The 14,971-nt window shown below is 69.2% G+C and carries 14 protein-coding genes; 7 read left to right on the forward strand and 7 right to left on the reverse strand.

The features are described 5' to 3' along the window. Positions 1 to 36: 36 nt before the first annotated feature. Positions 37 to 525, forward strand: coding sequence for a DUF485 domain-containing protein (locus ACZ6KY_RS12080; protein WP_469310208.1), 489 nt, complete (start codon positions 37 to 39; stop codon positions 523 to 525). Next, complete coding sequence (locus ACZ6KY_RS12085; protein ID WP_469310209.1) at positions 522 to 2,114, forward strand: solute symporter family protein; 1,593 nt, start codon at positions 522 to 524, stop codon at positions 2,112 to 2,114. Before ACZ6KY_RS12080 ends, ACZ6KY_RS12085 begins: the two co-directional genes overlap by 4 nt. A 72-nt stretch (positions 2,115 to 2,186) precedes the next feature. Here the strand turns inward: ACZ6KY_RS12085 and ACZ6KY_RS12090 are convergent, their stop codons facing one another. Further along, on the reverse strand, positions 2,187 to 2,879 hold the full coding sequence (locus ACZ6KY_RS12090) for a response regulator (RefSeq protein ID WP_469310210.1): 693 nt from the start codon (positions 2,877 to 2,879) through the stop codon (positions 2,187 to 2,189). 163 nt (positions 2,880 to 3,042) lie between these two features. On the opposite strand from ACZ6KY_RS12090, the gene ACZ6KY_RS12095 reads away from it, so the two are divergent. The 3 genes from ACZ6KY_RS12095 to ACZ6KY_RS12105 all read left to right on the forward strand — a co-directional run bounded on the left by ACZ6KY_RS12095 (position 3,043) and on the right by ACZ6KY_RS12105 (position 5,872). Beyond that, positions 3,043 to 3,858 carry an ABC transporter ATP-binding protein gene (locus tag ACZ6KY_RS12095; RefSeq protein ID WP_469310211.1) on the forward strand — a complete coding sequence of 272 codons (816 nt, stop codon included), beginning with the start codon at positions 3,043 to 3,045 and terminating at the stop codon, positions 3,856 to 3,858. Continuing rightward, positions 3,848 to 4,711, forward strand: a complete 864-nt coding sequence (locus ACZ6KY_RS12100; protein ID WP_469310212.1) for an ABC transporter permease — start codon at positions 3,848 to 3,850, stop codon at positions 4,709 to 4,711. The genes ACZ6KY_RS12095 and ACZ6KY_RS12100 overlap by 11 nt, the downstream gene beginning before the upstream one ends. A gap of 99 nt (positions 4,712 to 4,810) precedes the next feature. Then, complete coding sequence (locus ACZ6KY_RS12105) at positions 4,811 to 5,872, forward strand: ABC transporter substrate-binding protein (protein ID WP_469310213.1); 1,062 nt, start codon at positions 4,811 to 4,813, stop codon at positions 5,870 to 5,872. Positions 5,873 to 5,984: 112 nt separating this feature from the next. Here ACZ6KY_RS12105 and ACZ6KY_RS12110 read toward each other — a convergent pair whose 3' ends face one another. From ACZ6KY_RS12110 to ACZ6KY_RS12125, 4 genes are all read right to left on the reverse strand, one after another. Beyond that, a complete protein-coding gene (locus ACZ6KY_RS12110) occupies positions 5,985 to 6,665 on the reverse strand; it encodes a response regulator (protein ID WP_469310214.1) in 681 nt (226 codons plus the stop codon). Then, positions 6,662 to 8,467: an ATP-binding protein gene (locus ACZ6KY_RS12115; protein WP_469310215.1), complete on the reverse strand. Its 1,806-nt coding sequence runs from the start codon at positions 8,465 to 8,467 to the stop codon at positions 6,662 to 6,664. The genes ACZ6KY_RS12110 and ACZ6KY_RS12115 overlap by 4 nt, the downstream gene beginning before the upstream one ends. Positions 8,468 to 8,643: 176 nt before the next feature. After that, positions 8,644 to 9,588 (reverse strand): sucrase ferredoxin, encoded by a 945-nt coding sequence (locus tag ACZ6KY_RS12120; protein WP_469310216.1) that lies wholly within the window; start codon positions 9,586 to 9,588, stop codon positions 8,644 to 8,646. Between the two features lie 165 nt (positions 9,589 to 9,753). Beyond that, positions 9,754 to 11,013, reverse strand: coding sequence for a citrate/2-methylcitrate synthase (locus tag ACZ6KY_RS12125; RefSeq protein ID WP_469310217.1), 1,260 nt, complete (start codon positions 11,011 to 11,013; stop codon positions 9,754 to 9,756). A 97-nt stretch (positions 11,014 to 11,110) separates the two neighbouring features. Between ACZ6KY_RS12125 and ACZ6KY_RS12130 the strand changes: the two genes are divergently transcribed. Then, the gene (locus ACZ6KY_RS12130; protein WP_469310218.1) at positions 11,111 to 12,277 is read left to right on the forward strand and encodes a citrate synthase/methylcitrate synthase; all 1,167 of its coding nucleotides are present in this window, start codon (positions 11,111 to 11,113) and stop codon (positions 12,275 to 12,277) included. A 218-nt stretch (positions 12,278 to 12,495) separates the two neighbouring features. Here ACZ6KY_RS12130 and ACZ6KY_RS12135 read toward each other — a convergent pair whose 3' ends face one another. Continuing rightward, a complete protein-coding gene (locus ACZ6KY_RS12135; protein ID WP_469310219.1) occupies positions 12,496 to 12,735 on the reverse strand; it encodes a hypothetical protein in 240 nt (79 codons plus the stop codon). A gap of 272 nt (positions 12,736 to 13,007) precedes the next feature. Further along, positions 13,008 to 13,565: a DUF6082 family protein gene (locus ACZ6KY_RS12140; RefSeq protein ID WP_469310220.1), complete on the reverse strand. Its 558-nt coding sequence runs from the start codon at positions 13,563 to 13,565 to the stop codon at positions 13,008 to 13,010. Positions 13,566 to 13,889: 324 nt separating this feature from the next. Here ACZ6KY_RS12140 and ACZ6KY_RS12145 point away from each other — a divergent pair, with 324 nt between their 5' ends. Beyond that, a complete protein-coding gene (locus ACZ6KY_RS12145) occupies positions 13,890 to 14,969 on the forward strand; it encodes a CobW family GTP-binding protein (protein ID WP_469310221.1) in 1,080 nt (359 codons plus the stop codon). Positions 14,970 to 14,971: the final 2 nt, after the last annotated feature.

Genomic DNA, 14,971 nt, shown 5'->3' on the forward strand with positions numbered 1-14,971 from the left:
ACGCGGCCGAAACGGGTCGCGGACAAGGAGAGTTCGGTGGACAAGCACGACGGCGGCGACACGGGGAAGGTCCGGTTCGACGACCCCTGGTACGACGCGCTCGCTTCCGGCTGGGGCGAGTTGGACGGCACGGGTGCGTTCGCTCCCGCCGTGCCGGCCGCCCGCTCGGAGCGCGAAGGACGATCGGGCGGGGCCGCCCATGTCTATCTGGAGGTGCAGCGCAGTGCCGCCTTCCAGGAAGTGCGCGGCCGGTACCGCAGGTTCGTGATCCCGGCCGTCGCCGTCTTCTTCCCCTGGTACGTGGGTTATGTGGTGACCGCGACGACCGCGCCGGGGTTCATGGCGCGCCCCGTCGCCGGTGTGGTGAACGTGGCACTGCTCGCCGGGCTCGGGCAGTTCCTCACGACGTTTCTGTTCGCGTGGGCCTACGCGCGGCACGCGCGGCTGCGCAGGGACCGGGCCGCGCTGGAACTGCGGTGGGACACCCAGGAGATGACGCGGAACGCCAGGGGTGGTGAGCGGTGAGCGGCCACCATCAGACCCTGGCGCTGATGCTGTTCAGCGCGTTCGTCGCGGTGACGCTGGCGATCACGACGTGGGTGAGCCGCAACCGGCATGGTTCGGCCGAGGAGTTCTACGCGGGCGGGCGGTTGTTCTCTCCGATGGAGAACGGCTTTGCCCTCTCCGGGGACTACATGTCGGCCGCTTCCTTCCTCGGTGTCACGGGACTCATCTCCCTGTACGGCTACGACGGGATGCTGTACGCCGTGGGATTCCTGGTGGCCTGGCTGGTCGTCCTGTTCCTGGTGGCCGAACTGGTGCGCAACTGCGGGCGGTTCACGCTCGCCGATGTCGTCGCGGCCCGGATGGACGAGCGGCCTGTGCGGATCGCGGCCGGAACCTCCTCGGTGGTGGTGTCCGTTCTGTATCTGGTGGCGCAGATGGTCGGTGCGGGCAGCTTGGTCTCGCTGCTGCTGGGAGGCACGAGCGACGCGGCGCGCAACTGGACGGTGATCGGTGTCGGCGCGCTCATGGTGATCTATGTGTCGATGGGAGGGATGCGGGCGACCACCTGGATTCAGATCGTCAAGGCGGTTCTGCTGATCGGCGGGGCCGTCGTGCTCACCGTGCTGGTCCTGATGCGGTTCCACGGTGACATCAACGACCTGCTGCGTTCGGCCGCGGCGCGCAGCGGGCACGGCAAGGCCTTTCTCGCACCCGGGTTGAAATACGGCGGTGACTGGACGGCGCGCTTCGACTTCATGAGCCTCGGGCTCGCGCTGGTGCTCGGCACCGGCGGGCTGCCGCACATCCTGTCGCGCTTCTACACCGTTCCGACGGCCCGGGCCGCGCGACGCTCGGTGCTGTGGTCGATCGGACTCATCGGCGGCTTCTACCTGATGACGATCGTGCTGGGATTCGGCGCGGCCGCTGTCGTCGGTCCCGAGGCGGTGCGCGGATCGAACGCCGCGGGGAACACGGCGGTTCCGCTGCTGGCCCTCGATCTCGGCGGCGGAGCCAACTCCACGGGCGGAACCATCTTGTTCGCGATCGTCGCCGCCATCGCCTTCGCCACCATTCTCGCGGTCGTCGCCGGAGTCACCCTCGCGTCCTCGGCGGCCGTGGCCCACGACCTGTATGCCTCGGTGCGGCGCCGCCGCGCGAAGCCCCACGGTGAGGTCGCGGTGGCCCGCGCCGCGTCGGTCGGCATCGGCGTGATCGCCATTGCCCTGAGCCTCCTCGCCCGCGATCTCAACGTGGCCTTCCTGGTGGGTCTCGCCTTCGCGGTCGCCGCGTCCGCGAACCTGCCGGTGCTGTTGTACTCCCTGTTCTGGCGGTCGTTCACGACACGCGGTGCCGTATGGGCCGTATACGGCGGCCTGGTGCCCTCGCTGCTGCTCGTGCTGCTGTCGCCGGTGGTGTCGGGCAGCCCCGAATCACTGTTCCCGGGAGTGGATTTCCAGTACTTCCCGCTCCAGAACCCGGGCCTCGTCTCGATCCCGCTGGGCTTTCTCGCCGGCTGGCTCGGCACCGTCACCTCGGCGGATCCGCCGGACGAGGCCAAGCACGCCGAGATCGAGGTCCGCGCGCTCACGGGCGCCGGGGCCGTCTGAGGGCGCCCCTGAGCGGCGTACGCGACCGCCCTGGGCGGCATTCCACATGGCAGCCCTGGTCACCGGAGCTGCTCAGGGCGCCACCCACGCGTAGCGGTGTTCCGGGCGCCCTGTGTCGCCGTACTTGAGGGAGAGGCACAGTCGTCCCGCTTGCTCCAGGCGTCGCAGATAGCGCTGGGCCGTGGATCGGCTGAGGCCGGTCTCGGCGGCGACCTCGTGGGCCGACAGCGGGTGGCTCGCGTGGTGCAGCACGTCGCAGATCAGGTCTGTCGTCGGCTCCGAGTGACCGCTGGGCAGCCCAGGGGAGGACGGCGCGGAGACGGTGCGCAGGGCGCCGAAGATCCGGTCGACCTGCTCCTGCCCCGTCACACCACGGCCGCCCACCCGGTCGACGGTGCGGCACATGGCGGCGTAGGAGTCGAGGCGGGTGCGCAGGGCGGTGAAGGTGAACGGCTTGACCAGGTAGTGCAGGGCCCCCAGGCGCATCGCCGCCTGGACGGTCACCACGTCACTGGCCGCGGTGATCATGATGACGTCGGTGCCATGACCGTTTTCCCTCATCTGGTGAACGAGTTCGAGTCCCGTCCGGTCCGGCAGATAGTGGTCGAGCAGCACCAGGTCGACGGGGGCGCGCTCGACCGCGGCCAGGGCCTGGGCGGCAGTGTGCGCGCGGGCGGTCACCCGGAATCCGGGAACCTTCCCCACGTACCTCGCGTTGATCTCGGCGACGCGGAAATCGTCGTCCACGACCAGGACGTCAATCATCGGGCCTCTTTCTCTCAAGGCCTGGGCGGAGTGTTGCGCCCGTGTTTCGGCTCCGCTGTTGTAGCGCGAGCAAAATGAGCACAACAGGCTCTTGCGAGCAGAAGAATGCCTTGCGCCCAGAAGACTGATGCTGTGGCCCGCACCACATCTACGGTCCCGGGCCATGAGCACAGACACCGGCCCCGCCATCGAGCTGCGGGGCGCCAGCAAGATCTTCAAGACCCCGTCAGGGGGTTTGCACACAGCCGTCAGGGAGCTTGACCTGACCATCGGGCGGGGCGAGTTCGTGGCCGTCGTCGGACCGACCGGCTGCGGGAAGTCCACCACGCTGACCCTGGTCAGCGGTCTTGAGGAGCCCACCGAGGGCGAGGTCCTGGTCGCCGGAGAGCCGGTCGCCGGCGTCGGGGAAAAGGTCGGTTTCGTCTTCCAGCAGGACGCCACTTTCCCCTGGCGCACGGTCCTTTCCAATGTGATGGCCGGGCCCCGCTTCCGTGGCGTGCCCAAGGCGGAGGCCAAGGAGCGGGCCCGGGAATGGATCGCCCGGGTCGGGCTCGCGGCCTTCGAGGACCGCTATCCGCACCAGCTCTCCGGTGGTCAGCGCAAGCGCGTCGCCCTCGCCGCGACCTTTGTCAACGACCCCGAGATCCTGCTGATGGATGAGCCGTTCTCGGCGCTCGACGTGCAGACCAGGGCGCTCATGTCCGACGAACTGCTCGAACTGTGGGAAGGCACGGGCGCCTCGGTCGTCTTCGTCACCCACGACCTGGAGGAGTCCATCGCCCTCGCCGACAAGGTCGTCGTGATGACCGCGGGCCCCGCCACCGTGAAGCAGGTATTCGACATCGATCTGCCGCGGCCGCGCAAGGTCGAATCGGTGCGCCTGGAGCCGCGGTTCATCGAGATCTACCGCGAGATCTGGGAGTCCCTCGGCGAAGAGGTCCGCATCACCCGCGAGAGAGGTGCCGCTGATGTCGCCTGAGGTTCTCGGCGCGCCGGTCGTCGACACGGCCAAGATCCCGGGCCGCGCGCACACCCGTGCCCGTGCCGCCCGCAGGCGCAAGATCGTCGTGGGTACTGCCCGGGTGCTGCTCCTGGTCGCCGTGCTCGGCCTGTGGGAGGTGCTCTCGCGGGCCAAGGTCATCGACCCGTTCAACTTCTCCATGCCCTCGAAGATCTGGGAACAGATCCGCACCTGGGTGTTGCACGGGACCGCCCTCGGCTCCCTCGGCGAGCAGATCTGGTACACGCTTCACGAGGCGCTGCTCGGCTGGGTCATCGGTGTCGTCGCCGGCGTGCTGTTCGGTATCGCCCTGGGGCGGATCACCTTGCTGGCAGACATTCTTGGTCCATACATCAAGGTGCTCAACTCCATACCGAGGATCGTCCTCGCACCCATCTTTGTGATCTGGTTCGGGCTCGGACCGGCCTCCAAGATCGCCTCAGCCGTGGTGCTCGTCTTCTTCCCGGTGTTCTTCAACGCCTTCCAGGGTGCCCGGGAGGTCGACCGGAACCTGGTGGCCAACGCCCGGATCCTCGGCGCGAGCGACCGCCGGGTGACGCTTCAGGTCGTCATTCCGTCCGCGACCTCGTGGATCTTCACCAGCCTCCACGTCAGCTTCGGCTTCGCGCTCATCGGCGCGATCGTCGGCGAGTACATCGGCGCGACCAAGGGCATCGGCCTGCTCGTCGCGCAGTCGCAGGGCACCTTCAACGCGGCCGGGGTGTACGCGGCGATGGTCATCCTCGCTGTCGTCGCCCTGCTGGCCGAAGGACTGCTGACCTTCGGCGAACGCCGCGTCTTCCGCTGGAGGCCGTCGGAATCCGACCGCTGACCCCGGCTTGCGGGCACGCGCGAACCCCGCCCGTGCTCCCTCCCGACTCCGCCGTACGCACGCACGGCCCCTCCTCCATTCACAAGGACGTGAACCACCATGCTCAAGACCGCCAGATACTCCGCGCTCGCAGCCGCGGGTCTGCTCGCTCTCACCTCGCTCACCGCCTGCGCCGACGACGCGGCGAGCACGACGGCCGACTCCGGCAGCGGCGGGGGTGGCGGCAAGGGGGAGCACGTCAAGATCATGGTCGGCGGCCTGGACAAGGTCATCTACCTGCCGGCGATGCTCACACAGCGGCTCGGCTACTTCCAGGCCGAGGGCCTGGACGTCCAGCTCCTCAGCGAGCCGGCCGGTGTCCAGGCCGAGACCGCCCTCGTCTCGGGACAGGTGCAGGGGGCCGTCGGCTTCTACGACCACACACTCGACCTGCAGACCAAGGGCAAGGCCGTCGAGTCCGTCGTGCAGTTCTCGCACGCTCCGGGTGAGGTCGAGATCGTCTCCAACAAGCGTGCGGGTGACATCACTTCACCCAAGGACTTCAAGGGCAGGAAGCTCGGCGTCACCGGACTGGGTTCCTCGACCGACTTCCTCACGAAGTACCTCGCGGTCAAGAACGGAGTGCGGGTGAGTGAGTTCACGCCGGTCGCCGTCGGCGCCGGACCGACGTTCGTCTCCGCCCTCCAGCAGGGCGCCATCGACGGCGGCATGACGACGGACCCCACCGTCGCCACGGTCATGGAGAAGAACCTCGGCAAGGTACTCATCGACATGCGGACGCCCGAGGGCTCGCAGGAAGCGCTCGGCGGCCCTTACCCCTCGTCCAGCCTCTGCATGCAGACGGACTGGGTCAACGGCCACAAGGGGACGGTCCAGAAGCTCGCGAACGCCTTCGTGAAGACCCTTCGCTGGATGTCCCGGCACAGCGCCTCCGACATCGCCGCCAAGATGCCCGCCGACTACTCCCAGGGCGACAAGACGCTGTACGCCGGGGCCATCAAGAGCACACTGCCGATGTTCACCGAGGACGGCGTGATGCCCGAGAACGGTCCCGAGACCGTCGAGAAGGTCCTCAAGGCGTTCAACCCCAACATCAAGAACGCCGACGTGGATCTGAGCAAGACGTACACCACCGAGTTCGTGAAGAAGGCGACCGGCTGACCGCCGACGGCCGACAACGCGTCGAGCTGCCCCGTCGCGCCTACGACTGTGCTCCCCCGGCAGTCGTAGGCGCGACGGGTGCGGACGCTGTCCCGCCCCGTCGGCCGAGTCCTCAGCCGCGGCTCGCCCAGACGTAGCGATGTTCCGGGCGGCCCGCGTCGCCGTATCTGAGGGTCAGCCCGGCCCTCCCCGTACGCTCCAGGAGCTTCAGATAGCGCTGCGCGGTCTGCCGGCTCAGTCCGGTCTCCTCCGCGACCTCCTGGGCCGACAGCGAGCCCTCCGCGCTCAGCAGGGCGCGCCGTACGAGCTCGGCGGTCGGAGGGGAGTGCCCCTTGGGCGGATCGGGCACGGTGCCCGCCGAGAGGGTCCCGAAGATCCGGTCCACATCGGACTGTTCGGCTTTGCCACCGCCGCCGAGGGCGCGGCGCAGATCCGCGTACGCCTCCAGTTTGGCGCGCAGCCCGGCGAACGAGAACGGCTTGACCAGGTACTGGAGCACGCCCTGCCGCAACGCCGCCCGGACGGTCGAGATGTCACGGGCCGCGGTCACCATGATCACATCGGTCTGGTGGCCCCGAAGGCGCATCTCCTGGACGACCGCGAGGCCTGTCCCGTCCGGCAGGTGGTGGTCCATGAGGACCAGGTCCAGGCGCGGCAGCTCCTCCATCCGGCGGAGCGTCTCGGCGGCACTGTGCGCCTCGCCCGCCACGCGGAAGCCCGGCACCTTCTCCACGTAGGCGGCGTTGACGCGAGCGACCCGGGTGTCGTCGTCGACGACCAGGACCTCGATCATCGCGACTCCCCCTCGGCGTCCTGGGAGTTCCTGGCGTTCCTGATGGTTCTGGTGGCGGGAAGGGCGGCATCGGCGGTCTCCGGAGACGGGAACTGTCGTACGACTCCTGGTTTCTGACCGGGGACGGGGACGACCCCGTCCGCCGCCGCGAGCCTGTCGTCGAGCACTCCGCCGTCCTTCCGTGCGAGCGCCGGGTCCGTCAGCGCCTCCGGAAGGACGACCGTGAACTCCGCGCCTCCGCCGTCCGCGTCGGCCACCTCCGCGCTGCCGCCCTGCCGCTCGGCAAGGCGCCGTACCAAGGAGAGGCCGATTCCGCGCTTGCCGTGTGCGGGGGGCTTCTTGGTGCTCCAGCCGTCCGTGAAGATCAGCTCCCGCCGCTCCTCCGGGATGCCGGGCCCGGTGTCCCGTACGCGCAGTACGGCGGTGCGCCCCTCGGAACGCAATTCGACCTCCACGCGCGCGTGGAGCGTGCCCGCGACGGCGTCCAGCGCGTTGTCGACGAGGTTCCCGACGACGGTGACGAGCCCACGCGGGTCGATCAACCGATCCGGCAGCAGCGTCCGGTCCGAGATCCACAGCGCCACGCCACGCTCGGTCGCCACGGTCGCCTTGCCGACCAGGAGGGCGGCGAGCAGCGGATCGTGGATCTTCTCGGTGACCTGCTCCGCGGTGACCCTGTGGTCGCCGACCACCTCTCCGATGAATTCCACGGCGTCGTCATACAGCTCCAGTTCGAGCAGCCCCAGGAGCGTATGCATGCGATTGGCGTGCTCATGGTCCTGCGCGCGCAACGCGTCGATCAGGCCGCGCGTGGAGTCGAGCTCGCGGCCGAGCTGCTCCAGTTCGGTCCGGTCGCGCAATGTGGCGACGGCGCCGCCGTCGTCGGTGGGCATCCGGTTGGCGACCAGGACGCGCTGGCCGCGGACGGTGAGCAGGTCCGTGCCCGTGACGCGCCCGGCCAGCACGTCCGTGGTACGGCCCGGGCCCAGCGCGCCGTCCAGCGGCTGCCCGATGACCTCGGAGCCGACTCCCAGCAGCCGCTGCGCCTCGTCGTTCAGAAGGCGTACGCGACCGGCGCGGTCCAGGGCGACCACGCCCTCCCGGATGCCGTGCAGCATCGCCTCACGCTCCGCCAGCAGCGCCGAGATATCGGAGAAAGCCAGGTCACGGGTCTGCCGCTGAACCCTGCGGGAGATCAGATACGCGGCCAGCGCGCCGACGGCCATGGCCCCGCCCGCGTAGGCGAACAATCCCGGGATCGCGTCGATCAACCGCGCCCGCACGCTGCCGTACTTGATACCCACCGACACCGCGCCGATGATCTTCCCTGTGGCATCACGCAGCGGCACCTTGCCCCGTGCGGAGCGGCCCAGCGTTCCGGTGTCGATCTCCATGACGTCGCTGCCGGCCAGGGTCCGTTCCGGGTTCGTCGAGACCGGCTTGCCGATCTCGGCAGGGTTCCTGTGCGACCAGCGGATGCGCCGCATGTCCATCACGACGACGTACTCGGCACCGCTCGCCTTGCGTATCCGCTCGGCCTCGGCCTGCACCGGGCCGCTCCTGGAGGGTGCTGTCCTCTGGAGGTCCACGGCGATCTGCGGCTGGGCGGCCGTGGTCTGCGCGATGGCGAGGGCACGCCGCATGGCCTGGTCGTCCAGCAGCGCGCTCAGCGGCGCCAGGAACAGCCCGGTGGCGAGTACGGCGACTCCCGCCGCGATCGCGATCTGCATCAACAGCACTTGCGAGAAAACTCGCCGCGGCAGACCGAGGCGCAGTCGTCGCGCGAGGGGAGTGGGGCTCATGCCCAAGACGGTACGGGGGCGTGCGCAGCTGTCCGAAGGGAGTGTGGTGTGGATCTCTTGATCAATGGATTCTTGATCAATGGATGAGGCAGCCGCGGGTCGGGGGAGGGGGAACGGAACTGGTGACAGGAAGCCAGACGACGGCCCCGGTTCGGGCGAGTGCGGGACCCGGGCCGTCAGCAGGCCACGGCGACAGCCGTCTCCTCCAGCTGCCGTACGGCCACCACGTCCATCCGCGCGGGTGAACCGAGTGCCGAGCCGCAGCTCTCCGGGCGGGGCGGCAGCGAGGCACCCTGCGCGACGATGACCCGCCACAGGCGGCCGTCGGCGTGAGCGACGGTCACCTCCCAGCGCGGCGCGGCGCCGTCCGTGCGGATCACCTTCAGGACATCGGCGGCGTGCTCGCCCGAAGCCGTGCGTACGGCCAGCTCGGCCGCTTGGCCGGGGCGTTCCCAGGCGGAGTTCCCGCGACAGCCCTCGGTGACGACACGGCCCTCCCGGACGCCTTGGAGGATCTCCTTGACGGCGTGGGCCTCGGCACGGCCGTACGCGTACCCGTACGGCAGGACCAGCACCGTGGGCGAGAAGCGATGACCGCCCAGATGGGTGACCTCCCAGGCGCCGTTGACGCCGGAGGCGGCCAGTTCCGCCGCCAAGGGGCGTCCGAGCAGGGCGCAGCAGCGGTCGCGCTTGCCGTTGGTGCAGACGAGGGCCAGCGGATCGGCTGTGTGGGGCCGCCCTTGGAGAACCTCGTCGAAGGAGCGCGGATCACCCGCGCCGAGCGCGGTGAAGTCGAGGTCGAGCAGCTGTCCCGGATCACGCGTCACGGCGGCGTGCAGCCACACGTCTCCCGGGGCGGTGTGGGCCGCGTACACATGCCGCTCGGGGGACGTACCGCAGTCGGCATGGCGCCCGGGACGGCGGATGAGCACGATCCGCACCCCCGTGCCCTGGGCGGCCGCTTCGAGGGCGTGGCCTAGCGTGGGATCCAGGTGGCTCGAAGTGAGCGCCTTGGCACCCCAGGGTCCGGGCTGCTCGATGAGCAGCCATGTCCTCGCGGTGGCCGCGGTCCCGGAGAGGGGCTCGTCGAGGTGCCGCGACGCGGTCGTGCACGTACTCACAGAGGTGAGCCTAACCTGACTTCGTCCGGGGCGACTTCCCGCCACCCGCACGGGGCGTGTCAGGGGTGGTCAGGGCGGCGCGAGGCCGGGCGTGCGGAAGTGCGGGTGGGGGGCGTGCCGGGAGGGCGCGTACAGGGCGCCCTTTCCGCGCCCGGCGCGCGCCGTCTAGCGCGGGAGCGGCTGTGGCGGCCGCTCGCCCACGTAGTGTCCGCTCGGTCGCATCCGCAAGGGGCGCTCCGCGTACTCCTCCAGGGTGTGGGCGATCCAGCCCGCCGTCCGGGCGACAGCGAAGATGGTCTCTCCCGCCGACGCCGGCATGCCGGACGAGGCGGTGAGAACGGCCAGGGCGAGGTCGACATTGGCGTGCAGGGGCGTGTGGCGGGCCGTGGTGGTCACCACGTCCCGCGCCGCCGCCAGGGCGGGCGCGGCGCCGGGTACGTCCTCCAGGAGGGCGAACAGGGCACGCGCGCGTGGGTCCTCGCCGGGGTAGAGCCGATGGCCGAGTCCGGGGACACGGCGCCCGGCGCGCAGTTCGTCCGCCACCACGGGAGCGGCGGTGCCCTGGTCCAGGACGTCGAGCAGCAGTCGGTGCGCGAGACCGCTGGCCGCCCCGTGCAGGGGACCTTCGAGGACGCCGAGGCCCGCCGACACGGCCGCGTACGCGTGGGCGCGGGCCGACGCCGCGACCCGGACCGCCAGCGTCGAGGCGGCCAGGTCATGGTCGACGAGCAGCCCGAGTGCCGTGTCCAGCACCCGTAGTGACGCGTCGTCCGGTGTGCGTCCACTGAGCCGCGCCCACAGTCGATGAGCCAGCGGGCCCTCGTCGCGGTGGTCGTGCCGTACGGGGGGAAGCGCGGCGACGAGGGTGGGAATCAGGGTCCGCCCGGTGCCGAGCACGGTGCTCTCGGAGAGGTCGAAGCGCAGGGGGTCGGCCGCCGCTGCCGCGATCGCCGCGACGCGCAGCCGGTCGGTCGGGCCACTGTGCTCGGGCAGCGCGTCGACGCTGCGCCGGGCGACGGCAACGGACGCCTCCGGGGCCGTGAACGTGACACCGGGGCGCAGCTCACCGGTCCACAGCCATTCGGCGATCTCTTCGTAGGAGTACCGCGCGGCCAGTTCCGTCGCGTCGACGCCTCGGAAGTAGTACCGGTCCTTGTCGATCAGGGTGATGCGGGTGCGGACGGAGAGCTCGCCGCCACCGCTCGAAGTGCCGCCGCCCTCCCGTCTGTTGCGCCGCGCGAGCGCCTCCACCTCCTTGGTGTCGAACGTGCTCCCGCGCCCTCCCGCCTCCCGCCTGCTGCTGAGCTGACCGCGGCTCACATACGCGTACACGGTCTCCGGCTTCACGCCGAGCAGTTCGGCGGTCTCCTTGGTGCTGAGCCGTCGGCCCTCGCGTGCCGGCATTGCCGCTTCTCGATCCCTCATGAGCGCCACCGTATCTGTGGATCAGTAAGTTGATTGGATCAATATTGACAGTTATAGAGTCAAGCATGGACAGTCGAATCAAGTCCAGGGAGGAAACATGCCGATCAACAGGGCCGCGTCCATCTCTGTCGACGTGCCGCGAGGACTCGCGGGCGTCGTCGTCACCGATACCGAACTGGGTGACGTCAGAGGGCTGGAGGGCTTCTACCACTACCGCCAGTACTCGGCGGTCGATCTCGCACAGACCCGCGGCTTCGAGGACGTCTGGCATCTGCTGGCCCACGGTGAACTGCCCGACGAGGCTCGCCGTGCCGCCTTCACCGCGCGCACCGCGCGGCTGCGCCGGCTGCCGGACGACGTGCGTGCCGCCCTGCCCGCGATCGCGGCGGCGACCGGACCGTCGGGACCGCTCGCCGGGCTGCGCACCGCGTTGTCGCTGCTCGGAGCCTCGCGGGGATTCCGTCCGGTGTACGACATCGACGCCGGACGGCGCCGCGACGACGGCCTCGCGGCGACGGCGGCCGTGCCGACGCTGCTCACCGCGCTGTACCGGCTCGGACAGGGGCTGGAGCCGGTGGAGCCGCGCGAGGACCTGGGGTACGCCGCCAACTACCTGTACATGATGACGGGTTCGGAGCCGGACGCGGCACGTGCTCGTGCGGTTGAGCAATACCTCATCTCAACCATTGACCACGGATTCAATGCATCAACGTTCACGGCGCGGGTGATCGCGTCCACCGGCGCGGACGTGGCGGCCTGCCTCGTAGGTGCGGTCGGGGCCCTCTCCGGCCCTCTTCACGGCGGTGCTCCCAGTCGGGCGCTGGACACGCTCGACGCGATCGGGACCCCCGGCCGTATCGACTCCTGGATCCGTGAACGGGTCCTCGCCGGCGATCGCATCATGGGCTTCGGACACCCCGTCTACCGCACGGAGGACCCGCGTTCGCGCATGCTGCGCGGCATGGCTCAGGGGTTCGGCGGCCCTCTGGTCGAGTTCGCCGTCGAAGTGGAACGGCAGGTGGAGGCGATCCTGGCCGAACTCAAGCCGGGCCGCGAGCTGCACACCAACGTGGAGTTCTACGCCGGTGTGGTCATGGAACTCTGCGGGCTGCCCCGCGAGATGTTCACCCCCACGTTCGCCGCCGCCCGAGCGGTCGGCTGGAGCGCCAACATCATGGAACAGGCCGAGGACTCGAAGATCATCCGCCCGGCGGCTCGATATGTGGGGCCGGTTCCGCCGGTGATGGTGCCCGCTCTCGGATGACGGGATCGAAACGGGCCCGGCACCGTGTCGGTGCCGGGCCCGGATGGCAGTCGCTCCGGAACCCTTTCGTGCGGTGACCCTGAGGCCACGGAGCGGGTCGTCCCGTGGCCGAGCACCGAACAGAGACGCCGTGCAAAACAGGGCCACCGAGGGCAAAGCGAACACATGGCGAGGTGACGGTGTGCCGATACTCGCGCGAGGATGCGGCGTCCGGTCACCTATGCGTCGGGAATATCCGCCTTCGCGTGAATAAGGGTTTCGCGGGAGACCACGACGATTCTCTCGTAGTCGGCCCGGGACGCGTCGCCGGGAAGTTCCGCGTCGAGCGTCTCGGTGACATCTGTTCCGATCACAGCGAACCTTCCGTCGGACAGTTCGAAAATGTCTGGGCAATTGGCACCTGACACGCTTCCTCGCAAGGTTGGAGGGGTGCCAATCCGACGGATGATGTGGCTCACTGTTCTTGATTCCCTTTGATCTCGAGGCGGGATTGCTGCGCGCTGTTGCTGCGCGGCGCGATGCGGCCCTGTGGGGCCGCGACCTCGGACCGGGCGGCGGGGAGCGACGTTCGACGGGGATCGACCCAATACGTGATTGCGCAGTAGTCAACCCCGTCGGCATCAGAGGAAACGTGACGGTTTACTGGTTCGTTATCGCCCGACCGTGTGATCCGCCCGCCAGAGTGGCGCGGGTGAACGTGTTCGCGCCGGAGCGCGGCAGGCGAAAGGCGCTACTCGCTCGGTGGTTCACCCACCACCCACCACTCGTCCGTGTCGGTTTCATCCAGTTGTGCGAGGAGATCCTCGACCATGAGTCCGATTTGGGCTTCGTCTGATGTACCGATGAGAGTCGCCCGATGAGGGCGTGTCGCGTACCAGTACTCCCGGAAGATGGGCTGCTGGAGCAGCCCGCGGGCAAGGCCGAAGAATTCCTCGCGAGTGATGTTGCCCATGCGGTAGTAGCAGAGCGCGTTGGTGTACAAGGCGTTGGTGAAGAGGAACTGGCGCTGTTTCCTCGGGGAGACGGTCCCCTCGTACACGTCCAGCACCTCGGCCAGTTCGGGATCGTCCATGGCCTTGCTCAACAGTTCCCAGTGAAGCCGCTGCTGGTGGGCGAGATTGGCCTGTCGCTGGGTCTGGGCGGCCTGTTCGAGCAGCTCGATCCGCGCGTGCAACGCGTCAAGCGTGGTTCGCTGCCTGACGAGGGTGACGGCGGCCCCTGTCAGCAGACCGACCGCTGCCGCGGCAGCGGAGCGCAACCCACGCACTTTGGCTTTCTGTGTGGCCATGTCAACCCCCGAATCAGGCGACCGTCCGCCGGTCGTCGGTTGTGGGGCGACAGGGAGCGGACCGGCGAGCGGTGGGCGGCGCGCTTGCCGTCTCCCAGTGTTGCCGAGCGGCTCTGATCGGCAGGGAGGCGGAGAGGAGGCGCACGGAGGGATGTGCGGGTCGCGTCCACCGGCGCCATGTCCAACGTGTGCCCCGCGAGCGCCGCTAACAATCGTTCACTTCGGGGCGTTTCCACCCACTCGTATGCTGGGTCGGCATTCATTCCCCGCGTGAGCGCCGGTCCCGTGAGCCGGTGCGCGCACAGGTCTCAGAGAGGGCGCGTGGTGAGTCAGTCGAGTTCCCGGCAGATCCCGGTCATCGTTCTCGCCGGCTTCCTGGGTTCCGGGAAGACCACGCTGCTCAACCATCTCCTGCACCGCAGCGGTGGCAGTCGTATCGGAGCCGTCGTCAATGACTTCGGGGCGATCGAGATCGACGCGATGGCGGTGGCCGGAGCGCTCGGCGACTCCACCGTCTCGCTCGGCAACGGGTGTCTCTGCTGTGCGGTCGATGTCGGTGAACTTGATCAATATCTTGATCGGCTCGCTCAACCCGCTGCCCGGATCGACGTCATCGTCATCGAGGCGAGTGGGCTCGCCGAGCCGCAGGAGCTCGTGCGCATGGTGCTCGCCAGCGAGCACCCGGGGATCGTGTACGGAGGGCTCGTCGAGGTCGTCGACGCGGCCGAGTTCGCCGGCACACGCGAGAAGCATCCCGAGATCGACCGGCACCTCGCCCTCGCCGATCTCGTCGTCGTCAACAAGATCGACCGGACCGACGACCCCGAGCGCGTGCTGGGCGCCGTCCGGGAGCTCGCCGACCGCGCCGCGGTCGTCCCCGCGACGTACGGCCGTGTCGATCCGGAGTTCCTCTTCGACTGCAGGCCCAGCGAGGAGCGCATCGGACAGCTGTCCTTCGACGATCTCCACGATCACGAGGAAGGCGAGGAAGGCGACGCGGGGGAGGGCCCTCATGAGGAGCACGGCCATCTCGGCCATCTGCACTCCGCCTATGAATCCCTGTCCTTCAGCTCCGAAGTGCCGCTGGCGCCAAGGCGGTTGATGGCGTTCCTCGACAGCAGGCCCGAAGGGCTCTACCGGATCAAGGGATACGTCGACTTCGGCGTCCAGGACCTCCGCAACCGGTACGCCGTACATGCCGTCGGCCGGTTCCTGCGCTTCTATCCGGAGCCCTGGGCAGGTGCGGAGGACCGGCTGACCCAGCTCGTGCTCATCGGTTCCGGAATCGACACGGTGGCGCTGGCCAAGGAGCTGGAGGCGTGCGAGGAGGACGCCCCGCATGCCGATGAGCACAGCATGTGGGGCGTCCTCCGCTACGTACAGGAGCCGGACCCGGAGGGCTGACC

The sequence above is a fragment of the Streptomyces sp. NPDC042002 genome (assembly GCF_055588305.1).

Coding starts and splice junctions, on each gene's coding strand:
- ACZ6KY_RS12090 (WP_469310210.1), bottom strand. CDS start 2,879: ATGATTGACGTCCTGGTCGTGGACGACGATTTCCGCGTCGCCGAGATC.
- ACZ6KY_RS12095 (WP_469310211.1), top strand. CDS start 3,043: ATGAGCACAGACACCGGCCCCGCCATCGAGCTGCGGGGCGCCAGCAAG.
- ACZ6KY_RS12100 (WP_469310212.1), top strand. CDS start 3,848: ATGTCGCCTGAGGTTCTCGGCGCGCCGGTCGTCGACACGGCCAAGATC.
- ACZ6KY_RS12105 (WP_469310213.1), top strand. CDS start 4,811: ATGCTCAAGACCGCCAGATACTCCGCGCTCGCAGCCGCGGGTCTGCTC.
- ACZ6KY_RS12110 (WP_469310214.1), bottom strand. CDS start 6,665: ATGATCGAGGTCCTGGTCGTCGACGACGACACCCGGGTCGCTCGCGTC.
- ACZ6KY_RS12115 (WP_469310215.1), bottom strand. CDS start 8,467: ATGAGCCCCACTCCCCTCGCGCGACGACTGCGCCTCGGTCTGCCGCGG.
- ACZ6KY_RS12125 (WP_469310217.1), bottom strand. CDS start 11,013: ATGAGGGATCGAGAAGCGGCAATGCCGGCACGCGAGGGCCGACGGCTC.
- ACZ6KY_RS12130 (WP_469310218.1), top strand. CDS start 11,111: ATGCCGATCAACAGGGCCGCGTCCATCTCTGTCGACGTGCCGCGAGGA.
- ACZ6KY_RS12140 (WP_469310220.1), bottom strand. CDS start 13,565: ATGGCCACACAGAAAGCCAAAGTGCGTGGGTTGCGCTCCGCTGCCGCG.